The 9,571-nt window shown below is 39.7% G+C and carries 5 protein-coding genes; all 5 read right to left on the bottom strand.

Going from position 1 to position 9,571, the window contains the following annotated elements; all coding sequences use genetic code 11:
• Window positions 1–196: 196 nt before the first annotated feature.
• The 5 genes from AAKU61_RS21130 to AAKU61_RS21110 are packed head-to-tail and all read right to left on the bottom strand — an operon-like array spanning window position 197 to window position 8,723.
• Entirely contained in the window at window positions 197–1,135 is a 939-nt protein-coding gene (locus tag AAKU61_RS21130; RefSeq protein WP_354335472.1) for an NAD-dependent epimerase/dehydratase family protein, read from the bottom strand.
• Window positions 1,132–5,844, bottom strand: a complete 4,713-nt coding sequence (locus AAKU61_RS21125; RefSeq protein ID WP_354335470.1) for a glycoside hydrolase family 99-like domain-containing protein — start codon at window positions 5,842–5,844, stop codon at window positions 1,132–1,134. Before AAKU61_RS21125 ends, AAKU61_RS21130 begins: the two co-directional genes overlap by 4 nt.
• A 45-nt stretch (window positions 5,845–5,889) precedes the next feature.
• Window positions 5,890–6,492 (bottom strand): methyltransferase domain-containing protein, encoded by a 603-nt coding sequence (locus tag AAKU61_RS21120; protein WP_354335468.1) that lies wholly within the window; start codon window positions 6,490–6,492, stop codon window positions 5,890–5,892.
• Window positions 6,493–6,526: 34 nt separating this feature from the next.
• Window positions 6,527–7,915: an ABC transporter ATP-binding protein gene (locus AAKU61_RS21115; RefSeq protein ID WP_354335466.1), complete on the bottom strand. Its 1,389-nt coding sequence runs from the start codon at window positions 7,913–7,915 to the stop codon at window positions 6,527–6,529.
• Window positions 7,905–8,723: an ABC transporter permease gene (locus AAKU61_RS21110; RefSeq protein WP_503012669.1), complete on the bottom strand. Its 819-nt coding sequence runs from the start codon at window positions 8,721–8,723 to the stop codon at window positions 7,905–7,907. Before AAKU61_RS21110 ends, AAKU61_RS21115 begins: the two co-directional genes overlap by 11 nt.
• Window positions 8,724–9,571: the final 848 nt, after the last annotated feature.

Genomic DNA, 9,571 nt, shown 5'->3' with positions numbered 1-9,571 from the left:
TTAGTTTGTCTCTATCCATTACAATATTCATCGGTCAATTCCTCGGGTGAGGTTAATAGGCCGTGGACATTTACACAAATTTATTTACAGGCTCGAAAAACACCTTGTAACGCTGTCAAATAATGCACAAATAGCAATTGCTCGCTATGAGTTTTTGATATTTCAGCCGTCAATTTAGAAAAAAGACATTTACCGGTCAATGAGGCAACGTCAATTTGATCCACTCGGCAGTTTTCTGCAACCCATCTTGCAAATCAAAGACTATTTGCCAGTTCGCTTGTAATTGCAACTTACTAGAGTCGAGAATGTTGCTACGTACATCGACAGCCCGAGCATCAACATGACTGACTGTAACATCGAGATTCAGACTTAATCGAATTGTTTCAATTAGCCCAATTATTGACGTTCCTTGCCCAGTACCTACATTATAAATTTCTCCGGATGTACCGTGGAACGCTGCATTCATAATGCCGGCAATAGCATCATCGATGTATATATAATCTCTGACGTTTGAACCATCACCCCAAATTTCAATTTTTTGATTTGTTATTGTTTTGTTAACTAATGTAGCAACAATACCTTGTCCCTTGTTAGGATCTTGCCAAGGTCCGTAAGGATTTCCGAGTCGTATTGTGACATAGCTGGTTTTATGTAATCTCTTGTAAAGCTCAAAGTATCTCTCGATCGAGAGTTTTACCAATCCATAAGAGCAAATAGGTTCTGTTGGACTTGACTCATTTATACATTCAGCATCTTTTTGGCCATATACCGTACCACCAGAAGACAAAAAAATCCATTGAATAGCATGATCTTTAGTTTGCTCTAGATAATTAATCGTAGTTACTAAATCGAGAGAAACCTCTTTTGCAGCGCTCAACGTATTCGTGCTTGGCCTACAAGAACTCACTAAGTGAAATACATAAGCGTCATTCAACTCTGCAATCAATTCTGTCGAAGGATGTACAAAATCTCCCAGAATAGTTTTTACATCCTCAGGCCAATGGCTTGAGCTAACCTGATCGAAGCAAGTCACGTCAAATCCGGCTTTACTTAAGGCGTTTGTAAGGTTAATTCCCAAAAAACCTGCGGCACCTAAAATGACTGCTTTGTTATATTTTTTTTCTGAAAAATTCATTGATTACTTATACTTTTGCTCATCGGAATATCAAAATACCTATGGAGATATTCTCGATATCGTTCTGCTTTAACCAAGGCAACGTTACTGGGTTCAACTAGTGATCTGGCTATCTTCTGCAAATTACATACCTCTTCGAGATGCCTTGTGACGTTAAGTGAAGTGGTTACACTGCGTTGATGACGTCTATGCGTGTTTAAAGATCGGTGTTCAAAGTACACTTTTCCGTTTAACAAAATTTTCAAATAAAGCAACCAATCACCTGCCACAGTGTAATCATATAGGTCTCCATCTATTTCATCAAAAACCTTCCTTAAGGATTCTCGTTTAAATACTGCACCGCTAACATTTGGAATCGTATTCTTAATACTTAGCGCCTCTGCTATTTCTACTTTTCCATCTGTTTGATAACTCTTTTCCCATTTAGAAGAAATGTCACGAGTATAGTCTAAGTAATTATTTGCCAACACCCTTCCTTCCTCATCAATTTGTTTCGATTGAGAAAATGCCATCACCACTGATGAATCAGTAAATGCTGAGGTTAGAGACTCTAAGAATTCAGGCTCAGCCAAGTCATCTGCTTCTGCTATCCACACTAAATCACCCTTTGAAAGAGAAATACCTTTCTCCCATTGCCTGAACACAGATCCAGAATTTAGTTCATTTTTTACCAACAAATTATCGAATTTACATTTATTCAAATATCCTTCGATTACCTGTTCGCTTCTATCGGTAGACGCATCATCCAAAACTATCAGTTCATAAATTGGAAACTGTTGATTAACAATACTGTCCAGTCTCATTTTTAAATACTGAGCATAGTTAAAATTTGGTACCACCACGGAGACCCGAGGCAAACCATTCAGGTGATGAACCAAGTCAATTGCGTACTGCCTTAAAGATGGACCCCCCCTACTTTGGGTTTTATGATCTCTGTCCAACAAAGCATTTACCTGCCGGCAAAAATCACTGGTATCAAAATCAATGTGATTTGCAATGCGTCCACCTTGTTCGAGAATAAATTCCTCTGTTCCTGAAGCTCCTTTAAATGCGACCACTGGAACACTAACCTCTGCAGACTCAAGAACAACGTTTGGAAAAGGATCTTCTCTTGAAGTAAGTGCGTAAACTGATGCTGCAGCATAATAAGCCATTGGATCTCTGACAAAACCAGTAAAAATAATTTTGTCTGATAGATCCAGCTGTTTCACTTTAGCCTTAAGCTTTTGCTCAAAACTTATTTCCGCATGCCCCACCCAAATAAATACAACGTTTGGCAAAGTGTGAATTATATTATTTGCAATATCAATAAAAAAATCAGCTCCTTTGCGCATATCCATAAAACCTATCGATAACACAATCTGCGAATTTTCAGGCAACGAGTGCTTAAGACATATTTCTCGATGCGCTTCACTTTTATTATCTTTATAGGGATTTTTTCTCAATACTCCTTGAGGTTGTATCAATACCTTTTCCGTCGATACGGGTGCGATCTCACAGAAAAGCGTATGTACAATAGATGCCGGAAAAACTACCTTATCGGCTAAATGTGCAATTATTCTCGCATTCTCATCCTGTTTCATTTCGCGGATAATCCCTGGCATTTCATGGATCAAACTCAATACTTGAAATCCTGTTGATTTCAATAGTGGCAGAATACTTCCGCAAATAACAGTGCTAGTGATTGCGTCAATTGTGCCGCACGCGTTTAACTTCCTCAAAAAATCATGAACAACTTTAGGGGGTTGTTTTTTTGCGTTAAAGGTAGGACTAATTTTGTTAAACTCTTCAAATAAACTCCCACCATCAAGCGCTAATATTGCAATTAAAAATCCACTCTCCTTCAATTGTCTAGCTATTTCAAGAATTAAAAATTGGGCACCATGGGGATGGCAATCGTGCGTCACTATCAGGATAGCCTTACTTTGGGACGAGGTTGTCTTAGTAATTGCATCGCGCGTAGCCTGCAAATATGCATATCCATATCGCTGATCCGGCTCTAAATGCGCGCCCTCAGCCCATTCATTCCATGCGTTGATAAATATAAGACGCTCATCTTGCTTACTTTGATACCTTAAAGTGTTCCGAATAGCGTTTTCTAACCAACGTTGATATTGTGCTGGGGTTGAATGTTGAAAAACAGTTGCGTTATTTTTTCGCCTAGCCGTGTTATCCCACGAAGGACAGACACCACGAAAAAGTGTGTAATCCGTTTGTTTATAAGCCTCGCTTCTAGAAAGAAATATTCTGGAATCGTATACGGTACCGGAAAAATCATTATTCAGAAGTTGAACAGTATGAGTAATGTCGGGCGGTGACGAGTTGTTAGGAGGAAACTCGATTGCAGCATCGAAATCGTAGACAGTAGGATCTTCAACTTCAAATGATTGTGTATAAGCCAAATAAATCTCACCAATATCATTCTCTTTACACCACACACGCCAACGAGCAACCGTTTCTTTTGGTGATGGTAACAGACCTGGTCGGTAGACAATTAGCAGAGGTTTACCGTCTATACGAATATATCGTGCATCGCTCATGTATCGTGCTACATGTTCGATGAACGCAATGTCATCTTCAGGACTATGTTGCTGCTGAATCAACATCTCTTGATCCAATCCATCCCAACGTCGACTCCAATTCTCATTCGCCCAGCACAAGCAAAATGGCAGATCTAGCGATCTATCATTCAGGTAATTTTCTATCGGTTTTTCAAGTAAACGGGTTCCACCAAACCAATAAAAATAGAAACAAAATCCCTCAACTCCGTAGAGCTTTGCCAACTCTATTTGGCGTCGTTGAACTGATCTATCTAGCAAATCGTAATAACCAAGTTCGCCCGGAACATGTGGTTGATAGTGGCCTTCAAATTGAGACTGGGCGGGTTTAACGTTCGCCCATTCAGTAAACCCCTCACCCCACCATGCATTATTTTCAGGTATTGCGTGAAACTGCGGCAAATAAAAACAAATGAGTTTCACCTGTTTTTTTTGCAACGGCTCAGCCTCTAACAGAGGTACATAAGTTGCAATATCGTTTGCGCCATCAGTTAATTCAGCACTAATTAGCAAGGATGCATAGTTTGCCAACCCAGCGTGCACCGGGTCTGAATTAACCCAATGACGATAGCGACCAAATAAAGATGGAAAACTGCTGATTAAGGCACTTTTTAACATGCCTTTCCACTTACGGGGCAAAGGAAATATTCGCCAAAAAAAACTAAATACATCAAATATGATTGTTTGCAACGCCCCCAAAATACCGATTTTCAATTTACGGTTAATGTAGCGAAAAGGCTTGGTAATAATCCAAGAGCGGCTATCCAAAATTCTTTGCAAAATGACTTCTTTTTCAGTAAGTTGTGTTCTTAATTCTTCAGAAATTTTTGTTAATTCTTCAGAAATTTTTGTGCGCTTACTCAACTCTTCTTCAAGCGCCTGGATATGAGTATTTTGTTTTAATGCTGCTTCTGTTTGGTCAATAATTATTTTTTGAGTTATTTTTTTTTGTTTATTCCAAGCAGCTTCGATTTGAGCATCTATTGTCGCGCCATTGTCACAGATCGTCATTGAAAATTGATCACCGGCTTTTACCTCACGCAATATCCCCAATGGTATTTTTGGATACCATTGGGGATCATCGTTTTCTGAACATAATATTCGTCCTTGATCAGGACTTACACCTGTCCAATATGCGTTAACTAATTCGATGTCTGCGTCGTTAGAGGACCACCGCCATAAAATTTCTTTATTTAAATTGATAATGTGAGCCTGCTTAATCCAAATTGACTTCATATCTGATGCTGGATCAATACGAATTTGACTCAATGGCTCGTTACTTTGGTTTTGAAAATAAAATTCAACAATAGATTCATTTACAGTCACCTCATGTTTATAACCTGGTAATTTATTTGCTTCATTAAAACCTCCTGACGGTGCTCTAGAAAAATAAAGTGCAGTAGTAAATATGGGGCTAATAAGCTTTTTTTGATACCGAGCGATATCATTGACGGGTTCAAGACTAGGATAAATTTTTGTATGAAATATCCACTGATAGACGAGCGAATCCGGACGACTGGTAATAATGGCGTCTAGCCAAGCACTTGGGAAAAGTTTTACTTGTCCATCACCGTACTCTGTGTCGGTTAAATTTCTCTGTACAGTATCTAATTCCCAAAGATATATTCCGCTCTCTGCTAGTTTGGCTTGCAGACTTTTATAAGAATAGAAACGTAAATGCGTATTATCGAGAAGGCCATTTTGGGCATAGCTGAACTTTCCAGCCAATAGCTCAAGAGATGCCGCTATGTGCGTAATATTTGGTACGGAAAATAAAATCGTCCCATGTGGTTTAATTAAAATTCTTAATTGCCTTAATAATTTGGCTGGTTGGTTAAGATGCTCTATCACGTCCGCGACAACAATATAGTCGTACGATTCTGCAGCAAAACTATTAAGCAAATCATCATTTTCCAGATTTTTTATCGCTACTTTTCGATAGACAGGATGACAAATATTGATTGCATCGCCGTCTAAATCAACACCGTCAACTACACATTCCTTCTGCATTACAAGGTAGCGCCCAAGCATTCCGCTAGAGCATCCGACATCTAACACGACTGAATTAGTGCTAATTTTTTCAACAATCTTAGATAACGATTCCTCTATGTCAGGAATAACATCCCTACTGTATTTAGTGTGATTTTCCATTGCTTGATTCTTAACTCATCCGATGTATTTTTATCTTATGCAATACTATAGTTTTCTACTTAATTGAATTAAGAAACGTCTTAATACGTCTCGCATACCAAATGCACGTGTTTTTTTCGCTATAAGTGCAGAGTCATGCCAGCAATTTGTGTGGTCGTCATACAAAGGAGAATCCTCCCACTGTGTATAAGACTCGAGCACATCCAGCTTGGCGTATTTGGCTAATGCACTGAAACCATCAGGATAGAAACGCCAACAATCAACAGGGTAACGATGTTCATAACCTGATGAAGGCGCAACGATACAACATATGCCTCCAGGTTTCAGGACTCGCGCAATTTCGAGCATTGTGATCCAAAAATATTCAATATGTTCAAACGCCTGTCCAGAAATCACTACGTCAACAGAGCTCGATTTGATCTGGCTCCAGTCATAAGGATCCGTTAAAACGATATCTACATTATTTCCAGGAACCATATCGGCCCCTTGGTATTTCCACTTTTCCTGATCGCTGAATAAGGGCTTGTAACTGCCGTTCACGTGAACTTCTTGCGCACCAATGTCAAGAATGACGATTTCATTATTCTTCTTTGTTTCAAGATATTTATCTCGAAACGCCTTCATTTTGTCCATTGAACTTGTATGCATGATTTATATTTAAGGGTTTAAATTGATTTAATAATTATTCAGCAAGGATTCTAATACCAATATTTTGCATCGGTATCCCAATTAATCCTGTAGTAGCTGAAGATGACTCAGATCTGAGAATCATCGCGTCGTGAACCCACTCAAGCTGGGTGTGAGTTCCATTTGTCCCTACCGCAATTGCAGCACAAACTGAGTAATCTCCTTTTGGCAAAATCGGCATGTCGAATTCAAATTCGGCGCAAATGTTGACGTTAGACTGGACAGAAAGTGGCTGTTCGGAATAAGTGAGGTAAGTGTTATCTCCAAATAGAACTTGACCTAATTTGTCTTTGATATAAAAACCTAAAATTGGCGAATAAATATCTCGGGCAACTGCGGCAGCAATAGTTAATACCACGCGCTCACCGCCAACAATCCAGCTAAGAGGATTCATATTGTGATCGTGTAATTCAACTGAAACAATTTTGGCCTCTTTTGTACCAAAACTATCAGCATGTTGATCGAACTCAAATACTTTAATGTCATTTCTTAAGTTACTTAAGTTAATCCAGTTTAATCTGGGATCTTTCTTTTCTACAGCACGAATTTTAGAAGCGACCGGCGAATTTAATTGCACTACGGCAGATTGACCTTGAGTAGCCTCATAAAAAGCAGCTAAGTATTGTTCCGACACGTCTTTTGCAAAACCGCTTAGTTGTGTGCGACCTTTCTCTAGCCAGATTGCACTTTGGCATAAGCTCTTAATGGCAGCGGTATCATGACTGACAAAAAGTATCGTTCCCTTCGCCATAAAGCCGCGCAAAAACCGCATACATTTCTGAGTAAAAAATGCATCGCCAACCGCAAGCGCTTCATCAATAATCAAAATATCTGCATCAACATGAGCAATAACAGCAAATGCCACACGCACAAACATACCGCTGGAATAGGTCTTAACGGGCTGCTCAATGAAATCGCCAATATCAGCGAACGCGATAATATCGTCGATCCGCGCATCTACCTCATCTTTGCTTAAACCGAGCAATTGGCCATTCATATAAATGTTTTCACGACCTGTGTATTCCGGATCAAAACCAGAACCCAACTCTAGTAAAGCCGCCACGCGCCCATTAACAACGATCTCACCATGAGTCGGATTTAACGTCCCACATAAAATCTGCAACAGGGTACTTTTACCAGAACCATTTCTCCCTATAATTCCGAGAGTCTCGCCTTTTTTCAATTCAAAGCTAACGTCGTGTAACGCCCAATATTGCCTTGATGAATTATTCGCCAAAGAATATAACCTCTGCTTCAACGTATTAAACGGACACAAACGTGCGGCAAAAGAAAAAAAACCTTGTTTTAGCCTATCGTTTGGCTTTTCATAGATTTGATAACACTTACTGATATTTTTGATGGAAACAGCCAAATCAGAGGACATCCGCAAATCCCCTACGAGTTTTTTGGAAGCAAACAAATCCGATCCAAGCGATAAAAATTGCTGAGAATGTGTATTGAACTAACTCGATCCAGTCGGGTTGATTGCCCCAGACAATGACCCCTCTCGCGGCTTCAATGGGAAACACCATAGGATTTAACTTAGCAAAAAATTGCCAACGCACAGGTATCGCGGACAATGGGAAAAAAACAGGGGAAAGGAACATCATTCCTGTAACTAAAATTCCAATTGTCTGGCTAACATCCCTCAAAAACACCCCAATTGCCGAAAGAAACCAGCTTGTACCAAGACAAATTAAAGCAAGTGGGAAAACTACAAATGGAAGAAGAAATATCGTCAAGGGCACATAGCCGGTAATTGCGAACTGAAAGACCAGCAAAACAAATACGCTAATTAACATATGAAACATCGCAGATAGTAAGTTAACGCAGGCCAAAATTTCCAATGGAAATACGATTTTTTTAACAAAATTCACGTTACTTATAATCAGACCCGGAGCTCGATTTACATTCTCTGCAAATAAATTAAACATAATCATGCCTGCAAACAGGACAATCGCGAATTCAGATTTAGAGCTGTGCGTTGCGGTCCAACGCGCCTGAAATATTTCACTAAATACGAAAGTGTAAATAGTAAGCATAAAAACTGGCGTTAATAGCGACCACAGCACACCGAGGCTAGATCCTTTATATTTACCTAAGGCATCTCGTGTCGCCATATCAGTGATTAAACGTCTGTGGACCCAAATGGTATGAACTGCATAAAACGGGGAAATCGGGGGGGATGTCATTAGTGGAGTAGGGTTAGATTTAAAACTTAAAGTTTGGTGAGTGTAAAGTGCGTCATTGTAAGTCTAAATCTACTGACTTCACCGAAATGCAAGATAGTGCCTACTGTGCTACAGTCGTACAAGTACAGTTACATTCTGTTAATGTAAGAACGAGACTATCAACATCCATAATTATTGTCAAATAGCCTATATTCTGCGTAAGTACCACGGAGCAATCAATGAGCGTGTTTTTTGAATGAGTTAGCTAACTTTAATCATAAGTCGATTCAACGCGAATCGCAGATATTGGATAGGCATTGTCCATATTTTTGCAGTCTGTAAAATCTCGATGTAAGTCACTTTCGGGGCAGATTCACTCTACAAAACAGCTTTCTGCACTTTGTCGCTGCACGAATCACGCTGTGACGTGACTCAATCGCATTTGTCGTGTAAATGATCCCACAGATGTCTCGCAGATATTCAATAATGTGCACAGCTGAACCCAGTGCGTTGTCCATGAATAAGCGATTTGCGGATAGAGAGTGTCCTATTGCCGACCAAAACGATCTAATTCCGCTAGTGTGTAATCCTCAGTCTGGCTTGGCAAATCCGTTTAAGATCCGCCATAATAGCTTTGCAAGCCCTACATGATACGTATTCATGTAAGGCTTGCAATATGATTTGCGTACCAAGCAAACTGCAAAATTGTTTAGAATATTTTCCCGAGAAATCTGCCCCAGTCAGAGGTAGACCCGCCGGATAAAAGGACTGGTTTGTTGGCGCGCACTCAATATTGACCAGATAAACGCAGTTATACGCACTGAATATTGACCAGGTAAATTAACCTATCCTTGCAGTTTTGACTGCGA

Origin of the sequence: Undibacterium sp. GrIS 1.2, from assembly GCF_040544435.1 — a bacterium.
Lineage (GTDB): Bacteria > Pseudomonadota > Gammaproteobacteria > Burkholderiales > Burkholderiaceae_D > Undibacterium.
Note: the sequence above shows the minus strand (reverse complement) of the source record. Positions and strands in the feature narration are given on the sequence as shown.

Coding starts and splice junctions, on each gene's coding strand:
- AAKU61_RS21120 (WP_354335468.1), bottom strand. CDS start 6,492: ATGCATACAAGTTCAATGGACAAAATGAAGGCGTTTCGAGATAAATAT.
- AAKU61_RS21110 (WP_503012669.1), bottom strand. CDS start 8,723: ATGACATCCCCCCCGATTTCCCCGTTTTATGCAGTTCATACCATTTGG.
- AAKU61_RS21125 (WP_354335470.1), bottom strand. CDS start 5,844: ATGGAAAATCACACTAAATACAGTAGGGATGTTATTCCTGACATAGAG.
- AAKU61_RS21115 (WP_354335466.1), bottom strand. CDS start 7,915: ATGTCCTCTGATTTGGCTGTTTCCATCAAAAATATCAGTAAGTGTTAT.
- AAKU61_RS21130 (WP_354335472.1), bottom strand. CDS start 1,135: ATGAATTTTTCAGAAAAAAAATATAACAAAGCAGTCATTTTAGGTGCC.